We start from the raw sequence: 20,055 nt of genomic DNA on the forward strand, positions 1-20,055 counted from the left end.
CCACACCACCGGATAGTGCCATTGTCCGCGCCGATGAGGTTTTCCTTTGGATCGCGTTTGATTGAGAAAGTCGAAGTGTGGACCCACATCCTTTTCCGACGGTGGAATCAGCCACACCCTTCGCAATCCCTCAGTCTCCACCTCAGTGGATCCCCGGAGCTCCATTTGATTCTCCCTAACGCTTTAACTCGTACAAGCGTGCCGCGCCGCAATCTAAATTCATTGATTTCGAGCTCATGCCCCTAGCCGCCCAACCACGGCCCACAGCCTGTCCCTGCCGGGGCTCTGGACCCGAACCCAGCGATAGGGCGTCCGCCACCACGGCTTGATGTGCGGGTTGAGATTGTCGAGAACCACATCGCCGCTCCTGGTACGCACGAGAAGCACCAAATGGTGCTCTCCGGAGCCGACCACGACTTCGCTCAATAGCAGGACCCGCGCCGGCCAGCCCCGCTGAAGCAGCTCGTGGCGCTTGCTGACTGCGTAATCATTGCAATCGCCGCCAGCGGGGTTGATGATCCAGGTCTCGCCAGCGAGTCCGAGCTCGTTGCGAACCGGCGCTATCGCCGAATTGACCGTGCGATTGATTTCCCGCAGGTCCGCCCATCGCTTCTCAATCAACCGCACCGGCCCCCCGCGGAAGAAGCGCCGCGGGCGACACTCGGTCTCATAGCGCTGGCAAAACACCGTGTAGCTGAAGGGCGGAAGCGTCGGGCGCCCCAGCTCGATATGTGCAAGAGCCGCCTGCGGAGCCGTCGGCATGGTCAACAACGCCGCTCGCCCGCACGGAGCGCCTCCTATCATGACAGCTATGGCTGCCGCGACGACTGGCCCGGAGGTTCGTTGCATCTGCCGATCCCCGCGAACGCCAAACCAAGGTCCGAATTCACCGCTCACCGCGGCCGCGCCCTCCGGTCGTGGGAACGGCCACCTCTCTAAAGTATTTAATATTAAGTAATTTCATTTAATTCGCAATAATAAAATTTACGAATTAATTGGCATGAAATCGCACGCAAATGAGCCACGGTGGTGCGCGCGGGCCCTGCCGAAGAAGAATGGGAAGAATGGAGCGAAAATAGTGGCCCGGTCCCGGAGGGAAAATGCCCGTCAAGAGCGGAACGCGCTTCGCGTATCAGAGCCTGGCAACGTTTTAACGGGTCATCAAATCTTTAATTGTTGATTTAATTATTGACTGAGACCAAAGCTTCCAACGACGACTTGGGCAGGAACAGAATCACATGCCAGATGAGCTACTCGTGATTCTGGGGGGCTGAGGCTACAACCTTGTCTTCATGGCGGCCATGACCCTGTACGCCAAGCGAATGGATGTATTGAGCGGATGGTCTCTCGAGCGGTCGGGAGTCTCGCCCACGGGTAACACGCATCCGCCGCGGTCGATCGGCCGAAACCCGCGCGATTTAAGGCGGTTGATCAGGAGATGGGACGGACTCACCACGTTTGACCCGCGAAATCTCTTGCGGCGAGCGACATCACCGGAACGACGCAGTCGGGCCTTCAAACCAGACGCAGGCTCCGCCCCGGCTTGTGACGCGCTTTCGCCGGCCAGGCACGCCCGCCGCCGATGCGTCCGTGCTTTCAGAATCGTGCAGCGGCTTGAGCAGGTAGACAGCGCGGTCCGACCTCCCGTCTCCTTGGCCGATCCGTGTTTGCCGAGCGCGGTGATTTGCAAGCTTACACCACGGCCGATGGTCGCGGGACGGCTGCTGTAGAAGCCGAGCCCCAACCTCGACGATGAGAAGATGCATGCTGATCGCGCCCGATCCATATTTAGTTTGCGCGCCAGGGAATCAGTCTGCCGGTGAAAGGCAAAACAACAGCCTCCCGGTCAACAGCGCGAACAGGCGGACATCTCCGCCCAGATTAATGAATGGTTGAAATCACCAGGCCCAAAAGCCCCAACTTACCCAACTTAAAAGTAAGGTCGCCTCGAGCATGGAAGCTCAGAAAAGAATATGGCGGCTGGAGGCGACGGGTGGATCAAGTCCCGACGGCGGCATCCGGCCGCCGAGCTGCTCGCCGAGGTCGAGCGCACCACCGAGCCGGTCTCGGCCGGCCTGTGGCTGCGTCCGCGCTAGCGCGATGCTGGCACGACGCCGAGCAGCTCCGCGAACGCCGCGGCCCGGCGCTGCCAGCTGTGCTCGGCGGCGAAGGCGCGGCGGCGGGCGACCTCGGCCTCGGGGCGCGGGTCCTCAAGCCACTTCACGACCGTGGCAGCGTAGGCGGCTGGGTCGGTCTCCACCCGGATCAGGTTCTCACTCTGGTCGGTGAGCCACCGGATTGCGGGCAGGTCGCTGGCCACGACGCCGCGCCCGGCGCTGAGATACTCGAGCGTCTTCAGCGGGAAGCTGCCCCGGTTGAACGCCGTGTCGGCGTACGGGACCAAGCCGACGTCGATCGTCCGCAGGTAGCGGGGCAATTCCTCGAACGGCTTGGGCCCGGTCCACTGGACGTTCGTGCGGGCCAGCAGGCGCTCCATCCGCTTCAGTTCGAAGCGCGGGTGGCCCGGCCCCGGCCAGCACCAGCGAGGTCTCCGTGTCCGCGACCGCCTCCAGCATGCTCAGCTCGATGCGGTCGCCGAGGTGGCCGACGAACCCGGCTATGGGCCCCTTCAGGACCACGTCCTGGGGCACCGGCGTCTCGTCGGTGGCGGCGAAGCGCTCGGCGTCGGCGCCGAATGGGATCAGGGTCGTCTCGCGCCCCCGCGCTCACCAGCTATCGGCCACCGCCGGGCTGGAGGCGACGATCAAGTCGGCAGACGCTGCCAGCCGCCGCTCGCCGTCGGCGATGCGCCCGGCCGCGGCGCCGAACAGCAGCGCCCGCCGACGAAGTCGTCCTGGCCCAATAGACCTTCAGCTCCTCGTGGCAGGTGCCGAGCGTGCGGACCAAGGCGCTGACCCCGATGACTGCGCGCGGCCGTCCGCCCCGTCCGAGCAGCGCCTCGACCGCCTTGCGCTGCGCCCGCCGGACGATCGCGGTGGTGATCGCGGCCATGCCGGGCCGCTCGGGCCCGGGCAGCACCACCGGCGTCAGCCTGGCCAAGTTCGGCGCCAGCAGCCGCAGGCGCGGCTCGGTCAGCCCGGCCCGCAGCTCCGGACGCCGCAGTGGGCTCAGCACCGAGATGGCAGGCTCCACGTAGAGCACGGGCACAATCTTGGCCAGCGCCTCGGCCATGTGCTGGTCGGCGAACTTCACGCTGTCCCACGAGTTGGCCGCGCACAGCACGACCAGGCCCTTCCAGTCGCCGGGCAGTGTCGGTTCAACCATGCCGTCTCGCTCCTTCCAACGTCGTGGTTGCGGCACCGAGTGCGTCGGCAAGGGCCCTGTCCCAGGTGAAGTGGCGGGTCACGTCGGTCCCCCAGCCAGCATCGCCTCGCAGACCGCGTCGTCGGCGAGGGTCCTGGTGACCGCCTGGGCCAGCTCGCCGGGGTCGCCGCCCGCGATCATGGCACCGGTGCGGCCAGGGGTCCATGGCGAAGGCGGCGCGCCCGACGCAGGGGAGCCCGCGAGCCTGCGCCTCGGCGAACACGATCCCGAAGCCCTCCAGCCGCGACGGCATGAACGAGGCGGCCGAGACGAGGCGGCCGAGGAACTCGACCCGCGCAGCAACTGCGATTGAGGACAAGACTCCATAACCAGCAATGATCCATCGGTCCTAGTGTCTCGTCACCTCCACTGGGGATACCGCATTTGTCCCTCCTCAGATAAGTTGAGACCGATCTGGTTTTTCGAGAAGGGGAGGCTCTGGCTCATCAGGGCTTAGAGCTTAAGCTACCTGCAGTTGATGCTGCAAGCCTCGGCTCTGGAAGACATTGTTGCGTTCGCCGCGCATCTAGTCTTGCGCACGATGCGCTTGATGGTTACGCCGCTCTTCGACAGAGCCAGGACGGTCGCGTTCTCTCCCCTCGGCGCATATAGCCCTCATACTGGAGACGCTCGGCGGCTATTAGCAGCTTGGCATGGATCGTGATCGCGCCAATGGCGGTAGGTACCTGGCGCATTCAATTTGCGGACGCAAATGACGCTTACCTACTGCGTAGTCATTGCAATCGCCGCGATCGGGGCTGATGATCCACTCCTCGCCCGCAAGGCCAGTTCGGTGGGCGTCGGCACGATGGCCAGATTGATAGCGCGATTGATCGCCCGTAGCTCCGTCCACCGTTCCTCGGTCAGCCGGATCGCCCCACGGAAGCGTCTAGAGCGGCATTCAGCCTCCTTGCCGAGGCAAAACACGACGCAAAAGGCGGAAGCGTCGGTCGTCCCAACTCGATGTGCCGAGAGGCCACCTGCAGGGACGTCGGCGCCCACCCGTCCTGCGACGCTCGCCCGTTGAATTCCCCCGATCGTGACAGCATCGCTGCCGCGATGAGCCGGCGGTTCGATGCATTTGCCGATTCCGTCGCGAACGCCAACTGAGGCTCGGATTTACTTGCAGCGTGATCGCGATCAAGGGGCACGCACAATTATCGCATATTTACGATTTACCACACTTAGCTTAAATTAATTCAAATGATTAAATTCTACTGGCTACCCGGCGGCGGAAGTGCCAGATGTCCAGACAAGACGGCAAGGCTTCTTCCGGCCGGCAACCGGCATCTGCCGCTTTTGGTCGCGCACGCGCACGGGATTTGCGGCGGTTTGTGAGGACTTGAGCAAGGACTTAAGGGCGGCGTCGCCAGGATCTCCCGATCAAGTCTCCGCAGTCGCTCGGCCCGCGTCGGGCCTACGGACCACGGTGCGAAGCGTGTCCGACCTAGTGGCTCGTTCTCGTCCGCCTTGTGGCCACGGTCGCCCCAGCCCTCGGGTACCACGCGCTTTTTGCGGCGGCAGGTCCCTAGCCGGTACTTGCGATTACGCCGGGCCAAACGCGACTGCTTGTGCACTGGAAGGGCCGTCATCGCGTCGGCGGAGGCTCAGCGTTTCTTGATTGCGCGCGTAGCGGGCGTCGGACATCTTCGTCCCCCATAGCGCGCCCGCCGCCGGACCGTCGGCGAGCGAGCTGCGCCGGAAGCACGGCATCAGCGCTCCTTCAGCACCTTTTGATATGCTCTTCCGTGAACCTGCCCTTATGCGCTGCATGTCCGCTGAGAGAACAGAACCGTAACTTAAAACCCGGGCATTTCAAGCGAGCAGGTCTGGGCAAAACAACCTTGAATGTTGGTTTTCTTGTGGGCTATAACCAATGAAATAGTGAGGTGCTCGTCTTTATCATTGCTGGCGGTCTTGGCGCCCGGGATGAAGAAACTCGGTTGGCGGCCAAAGCCGATGCTCCCGATCGGAGAGCATCTGATGTTGGCACAGGAATTTGTCATTCGCCGGATTTCACCGACCGACGGTACCGGCTGGCTGCTGCACAAGAGATCGCTATGAATCCAATTTTAGAAGAAGATCTTCACTACATACTGAGCAAGCTTTCACCGTCGAACAAAAATTCCTTCCGGGATGGCACCATACTCATCACCGGCTGCGCGGGCTTTTTGGGTTTTAGTTTCATGCAGTTTTTTTCCGAGCACGCCTCATCATTGGAGATTCGTAAAATCATTGGACTCGATACATTTCTTCTTACAAAGCCTACATGGATTTCGGAACTCGCCACCCGGCATGCGGGCTTGGTCGACATTTACCAGTTCGACGTTTCTAAAGACGATATCTCAAGCATTGACGGAAGCGCTCAGGCGACCCATGTGATTCATGGCGCATCCATTGCTTCCCCGATTTTTTATCGAAGATTCCCTATCGTAACCTTAGATGCAAATATTTGGGGCCTAAGGCGGTTACTCGATTTTTATACATCAAAGAAATGCCGGGGCTTTTTGTTTTTCTCAAGTAGCGAAATTTACGGCGACCCCGACGCGGCCAACATTCCCACGGCCGAAGAATACCGTGGCAACGTTTCCTGCATTGGCCCGCGCGCCTGCTATGACGAATCGAAGCGGTTTGGCGAAACCATGTGCAGCCTGTTTTCCAAGGAGTATGGAATTCCGATCACTGTTGCAAGACCATTCAACAATTACGGACCGGGAATGAGAATCGATGATCGGCGCGTTCCCGCGGATTTCGCAAAGTGCGTAATCGAAAACAAAGACATCGAAATTCTCTCCTCTGGTTCGCCTACGCGCACATTCTGCTATGTCGCTGATGCGCTCGCGGGGTACTTAAAGTGTCTCACCTACGGCGAGTTCGACTACTTCAATATCGGCATTGAAAGGCCGGAGATTTCAGTTCGAGAACTTGCATCGCTCTATCAAGAGGCCGGCTCCCGCTTCCGTGGCTACACGGGAAAGGTAGTTTTAGGTCAATCCCCTGACAAAGAATATCTGACTCATAATCCGAATAGACGCTGCCCCATCATCGAAAAGGCAAGGACGAAACTAGGGTACAATCCCGAAATCAACGTAAAGACCGGAGTCGACAGATTCGTTCAGTTTCTCCTGCACGAGAAGGAGAAAGGAGACCTAGCGTGAAGCTGTCAGTAATCGGAACAGGCTATGTCGGGCTGGTGAGCGGCGTTTGTTTTGCCTCTAAAGGCCACGACGTCGTTTGTGTTGACGTGAGTGAAGAGAAGGTCAGTTTGATCAATAGGAAGATTCCGCCCATTCATGAGGAAGGCCTTCCAGAACTTCTTCGCACCGTTATCGACGAAAGAAAATTCCGCGCGACCACTAATCTGAATGAGGCCTTGGATTTTTGCGAGGCCGTGATCGTGGCCGTCGGAACTCCGACGACCGATGGAAAACTCGACCTCACCTATCTCGTTCAGGCAATACGTCAAATCGGCGCGTACTTGAAGTCGACGAACAAGTTTTTAAGCGTGATCATCAAAAGCACAGTTCTTCCGACCACGACGGATATTGTCGTTCGCGAAGCGATTACGGAAGCGTCTGGCAGAAAGATTTCGCAATTTGGACTTGGAATGAATCCTGAATTTTTGCGCGAGGGAAAAGCCATCTCCGACTTCAATTTCCCTGATCGCATTGTTCTTGGGTTTGACGACTCCCAAACTCGTGAGGTTCTCTCGAAGATTTACGAGCCCTGGAACGTCGACAAGGTGTATGTCAACACCCGGACAGCGGAGATGATCAAGTACGCGAACAACTGCTTACTCGCGCTCCAAGTTTCAGCCGCGAACGAACTGGCGAATCTTGCGGCCAAGCTAGGTGGGATCGATTTTATGGATGTTTTTAGAGGCGTCACTCTCGACAAGCGATGGAATCCAATTGGATCCGATGGATCTCGTACAGATCCCGAAATTTTGACTTATTTGGTGCCTGGGCCCGGCTTTGGCGGCAGTTGCTTCCCGAAGGACGTTCAGGCGATCCGCACACAGGGACAAAACAATGGCCTTCCAATGGAAATATTGGAAGGCGTCTTGAGTGTGAATGCGAAACAGCCCGAACAGGTGACAAAAATCCTTGGAGCTCACTTTGGAAATCTAGAGAGCAAGAACATCCTGCTACTGGGACTTGCGTTCAAGCCCGAAACCGACGATGTTCGTGAATCGGCCTCCATCCGCATTTCGGAAGAATTGCTTGCACAAAATACCAATCTTGTTGCGCACGATCCAATTGCGACGGAAAACTTCATCAAGTTCTCGGGCGTTCAAACCTCTGCAATCCGATTCACCAAGAATTGGAGAGCGGAAATTGCGAACGCGGACGCAATCGTGGTGGCTACGCGGTGGGCAGAATACAAAGCTCTTCCTGGCCTCAAGGTCGCCGGCAAAGTCGTGTTCGATACGCGACGGCTTCTTTCCCCAAAGGATTTCCCAAGCTCCACGTACTTTTCGATCGGCCGAAGGGTTTAGCTGCAGTAGCCAGTGCCCCAAGCCTTCTCTTCAGCATGTCGGGGCGATTCTACGATGGGATCACGACATCGAACTTACTTCAATGTCTCACGGTAATATTCAAAACATTCGTCCCAGGCTTTCGATTCCTCCCAATTACCGACATACCCGACCGCCGAATCTGCGTTGTACCTTCGTATGGGCTCGCTAAAGTCCGTTTGGTGATCGAGAATGACTTGAAGCTCTCTCCCCGCACGCTTCGAAAACTCCTTCGCGTATTTTTGCGCGAACTCCCCCTGTCTACATACGTAACCGCTGGGATTCAATTTGGTGAGAATCTGACTTTGTGAAGGAAGTGCCTCGATGAACTTGCGATAGCAACGGGAAAGCAGCGAAACGTGCGCGTTGTCGCGCAAATATTCCGGCGTTCTTACGTGCGGAGTCTGGCCACTCGCCCATGTTTTAACGAGATAGTGCGTAAAGCGTTCTTCTTCGTAAGGACCGAATGGATTGGTAATCACGAACTTGCCGAGCTTCAACTTCCTTTGTTCACAAAAATAGAGAAAGATCTCGTAGGTCATCGTCTTCGAGAGCCCGTAAGGATTGAAAGCTCCGGAATCTCCCAAACCTTCATTGGATTCGAAGACAGACCCAGTAAGAACAAGGCCCTGACCACCGCCGCCTTGGAAAATATCCAATACGCGTCTTAGGTTATTGGTATTGCTCGCAGTTGCCGCCATGTGATCGAAATCGGGACTTCGATAATCCTTCATTTCCGCGGCATGATGGCAAATGAGCTCAAACTTACCCGATTCTAAAATTTCCAAAAAACTTTCTGAGCCAAATGAGACATTCGGCTGTATCGAAGAAACTTTGGCGAGTTCCTTAAAACGCTCGCCGCGAATCCCTTCGTAAGAACCGTTTCGCACGGTCGCTACTACTTGGTGACCCGCCCCAGCTAGCTCTCGCGCGAACCATAAACCAGTAAACGATGTGGCTCCGGTCAAAAGAATTTTCATAGCAATCCTCAAATCAACAGCGCGGGAGTAAAGTCGGGCTCATTCGCGTCATTCTCACACATGTACGCCGGTGACTTACGCGCCGCTTCGATGGAGCCAACGCATTGTGACCAGAGCTGCGAGACTGCGAACAAACCACAGGCCAATGAACGAGCTTGCTCCAGTAAGAGGAATCTTCACAAGCCTCGGAGCAGTTCAATCCCGTGAAAAGCGGGATTGAACTCGGGCCAGTTACGATCTTTTTCCGAGACTTCCACGGGAACGCGAGGCCACCTCACGTCGAAACGTGGATCATTGAAGCGTATCCCGCGCTCTGCTTCGGGAGTGTAGAAGGCGTTGACGAGATAGAACGCCTCCGTGTCGTCGGTCAACGTAAGGAAGCCGTGCGCAAAACCGCGCGGAACGTACATCATCAACCGGTTCTCGCCTGATAATTCCGTCCCGAACCACTGAGCATAGGTTGGAGAATCCGGGCGGAGATCAATAATAACGTCATATAGCGTGCCACGGATGCAACGCACGACCTTGGTTTCGGCTGCTGGCGGCAACTGGTAGTGCATACCGCGCAATGTGCCCGCCTTGGCAGTAAGCGAGTTGTTGATTTGGACGATCGGAGTGGGAATTCCAGCTGTTTCGAATTGCCGTTGACAGTATAAGCGCGAAAAAAAGCCTCGATCATCGCCTCGCTTTTCTAGTTCGATCGTATATGCGCCAAGAAGCGGCGTCTGGTGGAATTTCATCGGCAGATCCTTGGGTTCTGGGCCGTGTTTGCCAGTGCGAGGCACCGCCTTACCACTGATAGCCTCGGTGACTGCCTCATTAATTTTTTCTCATCCGGGCATTGTGATCGCGGCGAGATGTACCACTGCGTCGCCGCCGTCGAGACGGTCGAGGATACGTCCAAAATGCATGCATGCTATCGAGCGATTCCGGTGATCTTTGGCTCTCGGCGGTGCGCAAGGTAGAGTGTGTCGGAGCCAACCAGTTTGGAATCGGGAAGCTTGTCGCGGAAAGCGGAACGAGCGTTCGGCCGACATAGCCCGCCACAACGTAATGAGGATCCGCTTTGAACGCCCGTTACCATTTCTTCCAGGGAGCTTTGTTGCTCAACCAGAGGTCTTCCAAGTACCGCTTGTCGCGTAACGTATCCATCGGATGCCAGAACCCGTCGTGAAAGAAAACACTCATTTGGCCATCCTTTGCCAAGTTAATCATCGGCTCCCTTTCCCAGATCGTTGCATCTCCCTCAACATAATTTCCGATCTTGGGCGATAGAACAAAAAACCCGCCATTAATCCAGCCGCCGTCACCGCGCGGCTTTTCCTGAAAGCCGGTTACTCGGGTGCCATCGTAATTGATCGCACCAAAGCGTCCGGGAGGCTGGGTTGCCGTCACGGTTGCAAGGCGTCCTTCACGACGATGGAATGTGATACTCTCGGTTATGTTGATGTCCGATACACCATCGCCATAGGTGACGCAGAACGCCTCGTCTTTTGCGAGAAAGGGCAGAATCCTCTTAATGCGGCCCCCAATCATCGTTTCCTCACCTGTGTCGATCAGAGTGACCTTCCAGGGCTCGGAGTGGTTTTCCAAAACTCGCATACTGTGTTCCCGCATGTCGAAGGTAACGTTCGACTGATGCAGGAAGTAATTGGAGAAATATTCCTTGATTACGTACCCCTTGTGGCCAAGACAAATGATGAAATCATTGATGCCGTGGCTACTGTAGATCTTCATAATGTGCCACAGGATCGGCTTGCCGCCGATCTCGATCATGGGTTTGGGGCGGATATCGGTCTCTTCTGCAAAGCGCGTTCCGAGACCGCCGGCCAATATCACTGCCTTCATCGATCGCCTTGAAATCTTTGTCGTTTTCGCCCAGACCACCGAAACTGGTGCCGTCGCCAATAATCGCGAGAAAACATTTAACCCCACTAATTAAATATTATCAAGATTTAAAATGCGATCAAAATTTAAATTTTGTTCGCCCATGCGCGCCTGAGATATAAATACACAATTTTAAGCGTGCGCTGCCGCCTTTGCGCAGTCCTCCCTCTCGTTCGAAGCAGCAGATGGACCTTTGTCGGACAGGATTATACGAACCTGTCAGATCGTCCGCGGGCCGTTGGTATAACTGGTGTGCGGCAAGCGCGTTCACCGGTTAGAGTCAGGAGAACTTACCTTGCAAACCGAGGAAGTGCTCGGACATCCCGCTCCCACCTACTCGTCGCCCTGGTCTAAGCTCGTGGGCGACCAATCGGCTGCAGACTACAGCGCGCGACGTTCCTCCGACCGGAGCGCGCTTTTCGCATGCTCCGCCCTGTGCTGCCAGCCAATCTGCAAGATCAACGCTCCTTGAATGCTCGCTCCGCCTGATCCTGCAGCGGCTTGAGAAGGTAGGATAGCGCGGTTCGACCCGGCGTCTTGATGAAGACCTCGACTGGCATGCCGGGCAACAGCTTGGCCGACCCGAGTTTCGCGAGCTCTTCCGGCTTCAGCAGAACGCGACCCGTGTAGTAACTGGTTCCGGCACGTTGATCCTGGGTGATGTCTGCCGAGACCATGCTGACCTCTGCGTCGATTTCGGGCGTGGTCTTCTGGTTGAACGCCGCGAAGCGCATTGTCGCGGTCTGCCCCACATAGACCTGGTCGATATCGCGCGGTGCGATCTTGACCTCAACCGCAAGCGAATCCGCATCAGGCACGATCAGCATGATCTGCTCGCCGGGAGAGATCACACCTCCAACCGTGTGGACGCTCAGCTCGTGGACGCGGCCGGATTGCGGTGCCCTGATATCGACCCGGTTCAGTTGGTCGACCGCCGCAGTTTTGCGTTCGCCCAGCTCGGAGAGTTTCGAGCGCGTTTCGATCAGATCCTTGCCGACTTCCGTCCGCAGGTCCTGGTCGATCTGAATGATCTGGAGTCCGATTTCGGCGATCTTGCCCCTCGACTGAGCGATCATTCCTGCCAACTGGCTGCGCTCGCCTTCGAGGCGCGCGGAATCGCGCTCCAGGGAATTAAGCCGCGTGATCGGCACCAGATTTTTTTGCCAGAGACTGCGCACGCCCTCCAGCTCCTGCCGGATAAATTCGACTTCCTTCTGCTTGGCCTCGGTTTGCCCCGTAAGGCCCTTGATCTCGTTTTCCAGCTGCGCGCTCTTCTCCTGCAACTGCGCTTTTTGGCCGCTCCTCGCCTGACGACGCAGGTCGAACAGCTTTCGCTCCGCGATGATTGCACGGCTCGCCTCGGAGTTGCTCTCCTTGGCCCGGTCGAGCAGCACCTTGGGAAACATGACCTGCTCGGCACCGTCGCGCTCAGTCTCGAGACGAGCCTGCCGCGCGAACAGCTCATCGAGGCTGTTGGTGACGATCGTCGCATTCGCGAGCGTCTGGGTCTCGTCGAGGCGGATCAAAATATCCCCTGCATTGACCCGGTCGCCCTGCCGCACGCGCAGCTCTCCCACGATCCCACCGGTGGAATGCTGAACTTTCTTGACGCTTGAATCCACCACGACCACGCCTTGGGCGATCACCGCGCCCGACAATTGGGTCGTTGTCGCCCAACCGCCGATCCCGAAGGTGACCAGACCGAACATGATCATACCGACGATCATGTAACGCTGGATGGATTGCATTGCAGGAGCCACCTGGCCGTTCATCGGCTGCCTCCTTGAGCTTCCGCGACGACCTTGAGCGCTACGGAATTTCGCAACACTCTGTTGAGAACCTCCTCTCTCTTGCCGAAGGACTGAACTCTGCCTTCCCCGAGGCACAGGACATGGTCCACGCCCTCCAGCGCCTTCGGACGATGCGCGATAACCGCAACAATCCCACCACGGCGGCGTACGTTCAGGATCGCCTCGGTTAAGGCTTCCTCGCCCTCGGCGTCAAGATTGGAAGAGGGCTCATCAAGCACGACCAGGAATGGCTTGCCGTAAAAGGCTCGCGCAAGCCCGATACGCTGCCGCTGCCCCGCCGACAGCGCTAACCCTCCCTCGCCGATCTTCGTGCTGTAGCCGTCCGAAAGGGAGAGGATGAGGTCGTGCGCGCCCGCGGCATGCGAGGCTTCCAGAACTGCGGCGGCCGTTGCCTGCGGGTCGAAACGTGCAATGTTCATCGCAATACTGCCATCGAACAATTCGACGTCCTGAGGCAGATAACCGATGTGCTTGCCGAGGGCGTCCGAAGACCAATGATCGAGCGCGGCCTTGTCGAGCCGGATCCTGCCTCGAATGGACGGCCAGACCCCGACCAGCGCACGTGCCAACGTCGATTTGCCGGATCCGCTCGGACCAATGATTCCAACCGCCTGCCCGCTCCGCAGTTGGAACGACACTTCACTGACGGTGGGCCTCTCCGAATTTGGGGCTCCAATATAGAGCTGCTCGACGGTGAGGGTTTCAACAGGCGGAGGCAATGCCAACCGCTCCTCCTCCTCAGGCAGAAGCTTCAGCAGGCGATCGACTCGTTGCCCCGATTGCCGCGCGGCGACGAACCCTTTCCAGTTCGCAATGGCCAGTTCAACGGGCGCAAGGGCCCGCGCGGTGAGGATCGATCCGGCAATGATGATGCCGGCCGTCGATTCCTGGTTGATAACGAGGACGGCGCCAACGGCAAGAACCAGCGATTGCAAGATCGCCCGGAAAATCTTGGATGCGCCACCGAGTCCGTTTGCGACATCGCTGGCCCGCTCATGGGCCGCGAGGTACTTCACGTTGACATCCTGCCAGCGTAAGGTCGCCTGTTGCCGCATGCCCATGGCCTGCAGGACTTCAGCATTTCGCCGCCCCTCGAGCGCCAGTGCGGTTCGCGAGACGGCGAGACGCGAGGTCGCCTTTGCCGGCCCTCGGGTGCGCGTTTCCGTGAGCATCGTAATGCCGACCAGCACCAGCGCGCCGGCCAGCGCAGTGACGCCAATCCAGAAGTGAAAGAGAAAGCAGACGCCGAGGTAGATCGGCATCCAGGGCAGATCGAAGAGCGCCGTCGGCCCTCCGCTCGACAGGAAGCTGCGGACCTGATCAAGGTCCCGCACCGGCTGCAAGCCGTCGCCGTCGGCTCTGGTCTTCAAAGGCAGGCGAACAAGTGCGTCGAATATGCGAAAGCTGAGCTTTTCATCGAAATATCGGCCGACCCGGGCGCTGATCCTGCTCCTGACGAGGTCGAGCCCACCCTGGAACAGGTAAAGAACCGTGGCCAGAACCATCAAGGCGATCAGCGTCGGTATGCTGCGCCCGGGCAGCACCCGGTCATAGACTTGCAGCATGAAGAACGAGCCGGTGAGCATGAGGAGATTGCTCATCCCGCTGAAAGCCGCGAGCGCCCAGAATATCCTGCGGCAAGACCGCAGGAATGCCGACATCTCTGACTGTGGCTCCTCATAGTTCTCCGCCGGTCGAAGGCGAGCGACGAAGATCCGCTGCCGCAGGGCGTCAACCCAGCGCCTTGCCCAGCCAATCAGTCGCGGCGTCCGCGGTTCGGCGGCATCCGCCGACTGTGCTCCGCCAGCCCATAGTCCCGATATGTGCAGAAGTCGAATGCGAAAAAGATTCGCAGGTGGGGGGATCACCCCCCACCGTCTAAAGTCCATCATGGCAGCCGCCCTTGAATGCCTTGTCGGAGGATCCCCCAAGAGATCCCCCGAGGCCGTTGTTGAGTACTACTCTTTGTGGTTACGCCGTCCCTACGCGAAGTGGAAGTCGTGACTGGCCAACGCATCCAGCTTGGTGTTTTTCAGCGTGAGCGTGTCGCTCCCCGTCGCGATCACGACGTCGCCGCTCGACTGTGCCGCGTGGGAGAGAACACTCGCGAAACTGTCGAACACGGACTTACTGAACTCGACCGTGTCGTGGGCAGCTCCGCCGGCAACGAAGCCCTTGATGACGTCGTTGCCGAAATTCGCGCCAAACACGAAAGTGTCGGCCTTGCTGGTGCCAACGAAGACGTCATTGCCTGAAGTGCTGGTCTGTATGTTGCTGCCTGTCGAGCTCGAAGTAGCAACGACCTGACTGGTGCTCGTGGACGACGTAGTTGCGCTGGAAGCACCGATCTGCCCGTCACCATTGAGATCCTGGTGAAAGCTGGTCTCGAGCGATTTGAGCCCAGAGTTCGTACCCGACACGGAGCCGCCGGACGTGGAGCCGGTCAGGCTGCTGACATGAGAAACGTAGTTTCCGTTGTTATCGGTGTTCCACGCCGTGTACAGACCCGTGCTCGCCTCCTTCCAGACGACCTGATAGCCCGTAGCAGTCTTCTCCGCACCAATCGGCGCCCAGGTGCCATCTGACCCCTCGACAAACTCCGCGCCGTGATACTTCAGCGAGGGGCCCGTCCCGGTGCTGCTGTTGAGATAGTATTTGTCGCTACTCTCAACGAGACGTGTTGCACCAGCCGACTCGATTACGGTGCCAGCAGTCGGCGTTGGCGACGTCGGTGTGGTCGAACTGGTAGCTCCGATCTGCCCGTCACCGTTCAGATCCTGGTGGAAGGTCGTCTCGAGCGACTTAAGGCCCGAGTTCGTACCCGACACCGAGCCGCCCGACGTGGAGCCGGTCAGGCTGCTGACATGGGAGACGTAGTTGCCGGTGCCGTCGGTGTTCCACGCCGTGTATTGACCCGTGCTCGCCTCTTTCCAGACAACCTCATAGCCCGTCGCTGTCTTCTCCGCACCGATCGGCGCCCAAGTGTAATCTGACCCGTCGATAAAATCCACGCCGTGATATTTCAGCGAAGGGCCCGTCCCGGTGCTGCTGTTGAGGTAAAATTTGTCGCCACTCTCAACGAGACTTGTCGCACCAGCCGACTCGATTACTTTGCCAGGAGTTGGTGTTGGCGACGTGGGTGTGGTTGGCGACGCCGAAGTCCCGATGTTAGCCGCGAAAACGGCGGACTCCGCGCCGGTGTTGCCTGCCACGTCCGTTGCCTTCGCGGTGAGGCTGTGCGAGCCGGCCGCAAGGGCGGCGCTGGTGTAGCCCCACACGCCGCTGCTGTTGGTCGTCGCGGTACCGATCTGGGTCGTGCCGTCGAACACCTTTACGACGCTGCTCGCTTCGGCATTGCCCGACATCACCGCCTGATTGGCGCTGTTCACCGTGTGGCTGACAATGGTCGGCGCTATCGGCGCTTTGGTGTCGACGGTGATCGCCAACGCAGACGATGCCGCGCTGGTCTGCCCCGACGAGTTAGTCGCCGTTGCGGTCAGCGTGTGCTTGGCGTCAGCCAGAACCTTTGTGATGTAGTCCCAACTGCCGCTTGAGTCCGCAGTCGTCGAACCAATCTGGGTCGTACCGTCATAGAACTTGAGCGTGCTGCCGGCAGCAGCGGTGCCCTTGAGCTCGAGCGTATTATCGCTGGTGATTTTGTCGCCGGCGACGCCGCTGTCGGTCGAGAACGAGGCGATCGTGGGTGCATCCGGTGTGGTGGGTGCCGTCGGCGTGGTGGGTGCAGTCCCTGACAACGGCTGCGGCGGAGGGATAAGAGGGCCCGGAACAAGCTGACCATTCACGATCGTTGCCCAGCGCACATTGTCCCACTGAGTGATATTTAACGTGGCGCCCTCATAACCAGCCGGAACCGAAATGGAAAAGGGGGCAGAACCAAACGAGTCCTGTATGAAATAGACATCTTTGAGGGCGACGTTGTATGTGTGACCGGGTCCCGCATCCGCGTTAATACGCAGACCAAACGGACCACCTTCGAATACATCGTTAGCGAACGTGAAGTTTCCGTCAAAATAGTCCGCAACGAACAGTCCGGCGGTCGCATTTTGATCGTGGGAAACGATCATCGTATTTGTGATGGTCACATTGCCATGGCCGCCGGGAGCATAGGCCTGAATACCATCCGCGTGATCTCCCGCCAGTCCCGTCGTTTCGATGTACGAATTGTTGATGTTTACAGTCCCGCTACCACCAATGCGCACACCTTCCTGTGAATTGATACGGACATCGTCGATGTTGAACGAGCCGGTGCCTACAATCGACGCGGTACCGCCGGTGTCGGTAATACTCTTGTTCGAAATCGTCCCGTCATTTGGAACGTTGACCGAATTCGAAGTAGTAACCCCGCTAAACATCGGGTCATTCCAGCTCAAAGGAATGGCTGCCATCTAGTTTCTCCTGATAGTTTTCGATCTGGTTTGTCCCCGGTACGCGCCCAATCTTGAGCCACCCGAGCGTCGGTACCGCAAGTGCGACGCCGCTGGCGCAGCGCCGTTGGTTGGTCTTTGTCGATTAGCAGAGGCTTTTTTGCGACGACATGACGGCCTGCTCAAGGTGATTATTGGCTGACGTCGCCAGGCCGCAAACAAATTTAAATACGGCGGCAATTACTTAATTAACTCAGGCACTCGCGTGGGGAGCAGCAGTCACATGAAGAAAATCAACAAATACCGAGGAATACTGGTGTCGACCGCCTGCTCCCATGGCACGCTTCATTTCGCCTGGCTCGACTGCCACTCGACGATACTAGGACGCTCGACCTGCTGGCAAACCCCTTCGCCTCGCGGGCCAAAATCTGAGATCTCGACGGGACGGTGCGCCAATCAACCGAGCCGTTGCGCCCCGCGCGGCATCCGCCGCATTGGCTTTTCACCGTTAGGGGCTCGTCACAATGATTTAGACGGTTTGATACCGAGCCAGGTTAGGATCGGCAAGTTTTCTGGCGGCACGAGGATTTCGATGCTTCTGCGGGTGTCGGCCTGACGGCGAATGAGGCCGTTCCGTTCGAGCGTGACGATCATCTTGATGGACTGAGGGCGGGCTAAGACCGAAGTGACGCTGCATGTCGGCTTCAGCGGGGCCGTCCGAACATATGCGAGTCGGTGTAGATGAAAGCCAGATAATGGCCCTGCTTCTCGGTAAAGCGTGCGCCTGATTTTTGACTCATGGATCGATTCGTCCGCAGCCTCCGACAGGGAGGCGAACGATGAATGTACGGTACCGGTTTGAATTGAGCCAAGCCGAGCGCGAGGAGCAGACGGCGATGCCGGGCGGCGACAAGCATGCCGCTCGCAAACTCAAGCCGGCCCAGATTTTACTGGCGGGACAGCGGCAGCCGCGACGGGGAGATTGCCCGGACCGTCAGAGTAAGCGCCTCCATCGTTCATGGGACCAAACGCCGCTTCGTGGAAAGCAATCTCGATCGGGCGCCTCCATCATCGTGCCGAGCGCTTCGATTCTTGTCGCAAGGCAGAACCAATCGAAGCTCGCCCGCAGTTCCGCAAACGAATTCGTCCACAGTCCTGGTCGCCGGCCAACCGGCGGGCGTGATATCTCTCGTCTTGGCGTTTCTCTCCTTTGTGGAATCAGCACCCCGACCTACCGGCTCAAGGTGGGCAACGCCGACCTCTTCAGAACTCAACAGAACCCGGGACATCCCCCTCCAGCACCCGTTCAGGATTTTGCCTAATACGATTTTACCTGATCCGATTTAGGGGTATTTTCCATTTTGTTGTTGGCCACCCGAATATGTGAGCCGCTGGCTGGTTGTTCTCAAAAAGCTTCGTTTGTTGCAGAATCCAGGCGGTTCATTAGGGCCTGTACTCATCTGTGGAGGCCCCGCGAGATGCAAGCGATTTTTGAAGAAGATCGGCACGTAGTCGGATGCTACCATCTGTCCGGCCTCTGATGGTGCAGCGATGAAGCTGCGGGCCCGTATGGGAGTTCGCAGACCGGAACCAAATCATAAACGCGTGCTCGGTAGAGTACACCTGGTTCTTCCGGTCTCGTCTCGCCGACTGTTGCGCCATACTCTCCTTCGACCGACTACATCTCTGACGACCTCAGGTCGGCCAGGATCACGCCTTGGCTGCGACCGGAGCCCTGTAATTCTCCTGCTTGATAAGTAGCGCCCAGACGATCCGCGCCATCTTGTTGGCGAGCGCGACCGTTACCAGCATGCGCGGTTTGCGAGCCAGCATCTGTTCGAGCCACGATCCCCTTGGCGCACCGCGTTTGCTCGCCTGTTGCACGACCGCGCTGCTGCCGATGATGAGAAGGCACCTGAGCGTGCGTTCGCCCATCTTGGATGTCGCACCGAGCTTCTGCTTGCCGCCTGTCGATCTTTGAAGAGGCGTGAGACCGAGCCATGCCGCGAAGTCACGGCCTTTGGCAAAGGTCTCGGCCGGCGGTGCTAGAGCGGCGATCGCGGTGGCGGAGATTGGGCCGATGCCGGGAACGGTCATTAGCCGGCGCGATACCTCGTCCTCGCGAGCACGTCGCGCGATCTCCTGGTCGAGATCCGCGATCTTGCCATTTCAGCAGGTCCAAGATCAATCGGAACATGGCGTGGGCCGCTTTGGGAAGCGAGCTGGCCATCTCTTCCTCCTCGATCAGATCGATAAGCATCGCCACGTGCGATGGCCCCTTAGGTGCGATCCAACCATATTCAGTGAGATGTCCCCGGATCGCGTTGATGAGCTGCGTTCGCTGCCGCACTAACAGGTCACGGGTCCGAAACACCAGACCCGCCGCCTGTTGCTCTTCGCTCTTCACGACAACGAACCGCCTGCTCGGTCGCTGCGCCGCTTCGCAAATCGCTTCGGCATCGATCGCATCGTTCTTTTGCCGCTTCACGAACGGTTTTACATAGGCGGGCGGGATCCGCCGAACTTCATGGCCAAGCTGGATCAGCTGACGCGCCCAGTGATGTGCTCCACCACATGCCTCCAGCGCTACCGTGCAACTCGGCTGCGCCGCGAAGAAATCCAGCAGCTTTCCTGGGCTGATCCGCTTGCTGAACATCGCTCGACCCCGCCCATCCGCTCCGTGAACGCGAAAAACGTGCTTGGCGATATCCAGACCGATTGTGATAACTTCTGACGGACGCCTCCCTTAAGTGGTGCTCAACACCTCCACTTTGGCACATCGATGCCGTCGGGCGGGGCGTCCACCCCATCATAAACCCGCGCGGATGTCCGGATTTGAGAGCAGAGAACTCGCCCCTAATTGTTTGAGGCCGCCCTGCATGGCGGCCTCATCGTCCCTCCAGAAACATTACCGGTCGCTAGGGTCTGTACCTAATTAGCGAGTTCTGATTCCCTCGTGCCAAGTTGATTCGGCACGGGGGACTTCGATGCGCAAAGGACTGTTCTGGCTCAACGACAAGCAGTGGGCTCAGATAGAGCCGCATCTGCCAACGAACCAGACCGGCCCGGCGCGCGAAGACGATCGACGCATTATCAGCGGTATCATTCACATGCTCCAGTGCGGCGCACGCTGGCGCGATTGCCCGTCCGAC

The 20,055-nt window shown here is 58.3% G+C and carries 11 protein-coding genes and 3 pseudogenes; 4 read left to right on the top strand and 10 right to left on the bottom strand.

Annotated elements, in window-relative coordinates:
• Positions 1-234 precede the first annotated feature (234 nt).
• The 3 genes and pseudogenes from IVB50_RS19065 to IVB50_RS19075 form a co-directional block, all read right to left on the bottom strand.
• Positions 235-849 (bottom strand): transglutaminase-like cysteine peptidase, encoded by a 615-nt coding sequence (locus tag IVB50_RS19065; RefSeq protein WP_247296954.1) that lies wholly within the window; start codon positions 847-849, stop codon positions 235-237.
• A gap of 1,243 nt (positions 850-2,092) precedes the next feature.
• Positions 2,093-2,518 (bottom strand): annotated as a pseudogene (locus IVB50_RS19070) (glycosyltransferase); the annotation flags it as partial.
• A 215-nt stretch (positions 2,519-2,733) separates the two neighbouring features.
• Entirely contained in the window at positions 2,734-3,285 is a 552-nt protein-coding gene (locus IVB50_RS19075) for a hypothetical protein (protein ID WP_247296958.1), read from the bottom strand.
• Between the two features lie 1,928 nt (positions 3,286-5,213).
• Between IVB50_RS19075 and IVB50_RS19085 the strand changes: the two genes are divergently transcribed.
• Positions 5,214-6,482 (top strand): NAD-dependent epimerase/dehydratase family protein, encoded by a 1,269-nt coding sequence (locus tag IVB50_RS19085; protein ID WP_247296960.1) that lies wholly within the window; start codon positions 5,214-5,216, stop codon positions 6,480-6,482.
• Positions 6,479-7,822, top strand: coding sequence for a UDP-glucose/GDP-mannose dehydrogenase family protein (locus IVB50_RS19090; RefSeq protein WP_247296961.1), 1,344 nt, complete (start codon positions 6,479-6,481; stop codon positions 7,820-7,822). The genes IVB50_RS19085 and IVB50_RS19090 overlap by 4 nt, the downstream gene beginning before the upstream one ends.
• 74 nt (positions 7,823-7,896) lie before the next feature.
• Here the strand turns inward: IVB50_RS19090 and IVB50_RS19095 are convergent, their stop codons facing one another.
• The 6 genes from IVB50_RS19095 to IVB50_RS19120 all read right to left on the bottom strand — a co-directional run bounded on the left by IVB50_RS19095 (position 7,897) and on the right by IVB50_RS19120 (position 16,924).
• Positions 7,897-8,820: an NAD(P)-dependent oxidoreductase gene (locus IVB50_RS19095; protein WP_247296962.1), complete on the bottom strand. Its 924-nt coding sequence runs from the start codon at positions 8,818-8,820 to the stop codon at positions 7,897-7,899.
• 176 nt (positions 8,821-8,996) lie between these two features.
• A complete protein-coding gene (gene rfbC, locus IVB50_RS19100) occupies positions 8,997-9,560 on the bottom strand; it encodes a dTDP-4-dehydrorhamnose 3,5-epimerase (protein ID WP_247296964.1) in 564 nt (187 codons plus the stop codon).
• A 337-nt stretch (positions 9,561-9,897) separates the two neighbouring features.
• Positions 9,898-10,668 carry a glucose-1-phosphate cytidylyltransferase gene (gene rfbF / locus IVB50_RS19105; RefSeq protein WP_085395821.1) on the bottom strand — a complete coding sequence of 257 codons (771 nt, stop codon included), beginning with the start codon at positions 10,666-10,668 and terminating at the stop codon, positions 9,898-9,900.
• 497 nt (positions 10,669-11,165) lie between these two features.
• Positions 11,166-12,479 carry an HlyD family type I secretion periplasmic adaptor subunit gene (locus IVB50_RS19110; protein ID WP_085395820.1) on the bottom strand — a complete coding sequence of 438 codons (1,314 nt, stop codon included), beginning with the start codon at positions 12,477-12,479 and terminating at the stop codon, positions 11,166-11,168.
• Positions 12,476-14,179, bottom strand: coding sequence for a type I secretion system permease/ATPase (locus tag IVB50_RS19115; RefSeq protein ID WP_247296965.1), 1,704 nt, complete (start codon positions 14,177-14,179; stop codon positions 12,476-12,478). The genes IVB50_RS19110 and IVB50_RS19115 overlap by 4 nt, the downstream gene beginning before the upstream one ends.
• Positions 14,180-14,500: 321 nt before the next feature.
• A complete protein-coding gene (locus tag IVB50_RS19120) occupies positions 14,501-16,924 on the bottom strand; it encodes an Ig-like domain-containing protein (protein WP_247296966.1) in 2,424 nt (807 codons plus the stop codon).
• 818 nt (positions 16,925-17,742) lie between these two features.
• Here IVB50_RS19120 and IVB50_RS19125 point away from each other — a divergent pair.
• Positions 17,743-17,956, top strand: a pseudogene (locus tag IVB50_RS19125) (IS630 family transposase); the annotation flags it as partial.
• Between the two features lie 657 nt (positions 17,957-18,613).
• On the opposite strand, the pseudogene IVB50_RS19130 reads toward IVB50_RS19125, so the two are convergent.
• Positions 18,614-19,628, bottom strand: a pseudogene (locus IVB50_RS19130) (IS110 family transposase).
• Positions 19,629-19,890: 262 nt separating this feature from the next.
• On the opposite strand from IVB50_RS19130, the gene IVB50_RS19135 reads away from it, so the two are divergent.
• Positions 19,891-20,055: transposase (locus IVB50_RS19135; protein ID WP_247296928.1), on the top strand; the 165-nt coding region annotated here is incomplete at its 3' end.

Origin of the sequence: Bradyrhizobium sp. 87 (assembly GCF_023073015.1) — a bacterium.
GTDB lineage: Bacteria > Pseudomonadota > Alphaproteobacteria > Rhizobiales > Xanthobacteraceae > Bradyrhizobium > Bradyrhizobium canariense_D.